A 2,022-nucleotide genomic window follows, 5' to 3' on the forward strand; every position below is an offset into this window, starting at 1 on the left:
TTTGTACATTTGAAGAACAACAGCGTCTACTTGGTCGGATTCGCCTGCAACATTAATCAAATCAACCGAATCTAAATCGGCATCTGTTAGCTTTAACTTTTGATAATGCTCTTTCAAGCGACCGCCAAAAGCTATTAAACGTTTCCGCTTAAGTATGTCAGCAAGTTCAGAAACTATCTTTTCATCTGCGACATAGTAATCAGGGGATACCTTTTTAATGTAATCTGATGGCTTGGTAGCGTATTTGCCAACTTCTGCGGCTGCGGCCTCTATGGTTGAGCCTGAACGCTTAGGGTTAGGCTTAACACGTCTTACATCAACCTGTGTGATGTAATCGTTCTTCATGGCCACTTGCCAAAGCTCAAGCCAGCGTGATTGCTTTATATAATTTTGACCCTTGAAATACTTTTCAGGAACAGCAAGTAAAACATGGAAATGAGGGTGGTAAGTGTTAGTTTTTTTGTTATGGGTAATCTCTAAGGCTTTGAACCAACCCCATATGGCTTTTTTAAATTCAACCTTCCTGGATAAACTAGCCCAGGCTTTATTCATTTTATTTATTTCATTAGGTAAGTCATCAGCGGTGACATTAGGAACGGTGAGCGTTAAAAGTAAATATCGAGTGCTTTTAAACTCTGACTGCAAAGATAAACAAACATCTTTAACTTGATGAAATACAACCAGTGAACGCCTTTTTTGACAAGAAGGGCACATTCTATCTTTGCAAAAATAAGCTTTAATAAGTCTTTTGTCTCCGGTACTAGATACAGCAAAAGCTAAAAGCGAACCGCAATCAAGGATTTTATGAGATCGATTAGGGTGTGTGTTACTCATAGCATGTGATACGGCAGTGCTTTTAAGTTTAAAAGTACGCCAGTCGGTAGAATCTTGCAAAATCTCGCCCGAGTCATAGATAACGGGCAGGTCTTCATATATAATTTTCATTGTCTTCTCTCGTGACTTTAGAAAGTTGAGAAGATGAGGTCTTTCAGTTGCGCCTTGGTCGGTAGCTTCTGGAGGATCATTGAAGGGGATGTGTTCGAGCACTCCCCTTTGTCCTTTCTCAGAGCCTAAAATTTTAAATGGCGTCTTAAGTATTTTTTTCTGTGGTATTTAAACCGCGAAAGTCTCAAATTCAATTAAACCTACCCCCTCGGGTAGAGTGTTAAATTTAATGTATAAACCCTTTAATAGCAAGGCTTTAGAGGGTGTTTTATATCTGTTTTCCTTCTGCGCGTTGTTTCTATAGTATCAAGTAAAGGATTTTGCTGCGCAAAACAGCCCAAAACAGCCTCCAAAATGACCCCAAAATAGTTACAGATAAGTGGAATTACCAGCACCTAAAATAAATAGGTTACGATAATCGGCATTATCGTAACTAAAAAAATGTTTATCAGGGGCGCAAGCGCAGGGTTAGTTTTTCCAAACGAAGATGGTTTATGGTTTCGGCCAGTTGGTTATGGGTTTTTATATTACTACTGAGTGTGGCCTAACGTAAGACAAGTCTTACAAGAATTACGAGCCTTTAATCAATCACGCTCATATTCCGCGGCAAGCGCTGGAGTTATGCGCGTGATAGATTAAAGGGAAAGAAATGCATTAGTAGGAGGAAAGTTGTTTGATAGTTTTCTCACACTTTGATATTTCATTTTTAAATTTTAATAACTCAGAATCTAATAACTCAGAATCAAAGGAGTTATATTTAATCACATGATTTAAAGCTTTTATCTTAGTTTCCATACAATCAATAATAATTGATATTTGCTGAGAATCAAAAGTAACTGTTAGTTTCATATTTAAGTCCGATCACATGTATTTATGTATTTATGTATCTATGGGTTCATGTATCTATGGGTACATGTAATCATGAGATATATTGCTTTAAACCTATATTCCATTTGTACATTTGAAGAACAACAGCGTCTACTTGGTCGGATTCGCCTGCAACATTAATCAAATCAACCGAATCTAAATCGGCATCTGTTAGCTTTAACTTTTGATAATGCTCTTTCAAGCGACCGC

The 2,022-nt window shown here is 37.5% G+C and carries 2 protein-coding genes; both read right to left on the reverse strand.

The annotated features are described in order from the left end of the window. On the reverse strand, positions 1–1,047 hold a 1,047-nt coding region (locus H5126_RS21120), incomplete at its 3' end, for a protein rep (protein WP_182758574.1). A 552-nt stretch (positions 1,048–1,599) separates the two neighbouring features. After that, complete coding sequence (locus H5126_RS21125) at positions 1,600–1,794, reverse strand: hypothetical protein (RefSeq protein WP_182721540.1); 195 nt, start codon at positions 1,792–1,794, stop codon at positions 1,600–1,602. Between the last annotated feature and the right edge of the window lie 228 nt (positions 1,795–2,022).

This window comes from Pseudoalteromonas sp. SG45-3, assembly GCF_014164075.1.
GTDB lineage: Bacteria > Pseudomonadota > Gammaproteobacteria > Enterobacterales > Alteromonadaceae > Pseudoalteromonas > Pseudoalteromonas distincta.

Excerpts from the sequence above, each read along its gene's own strand:
- H5126_RS21125 (WP_182721540.1), bottom strand. The coding sequence starts at position 1,794 with ATGAAACTAACAGTTACTTTTGATTCTCAGCAAATATCAATTATTATT.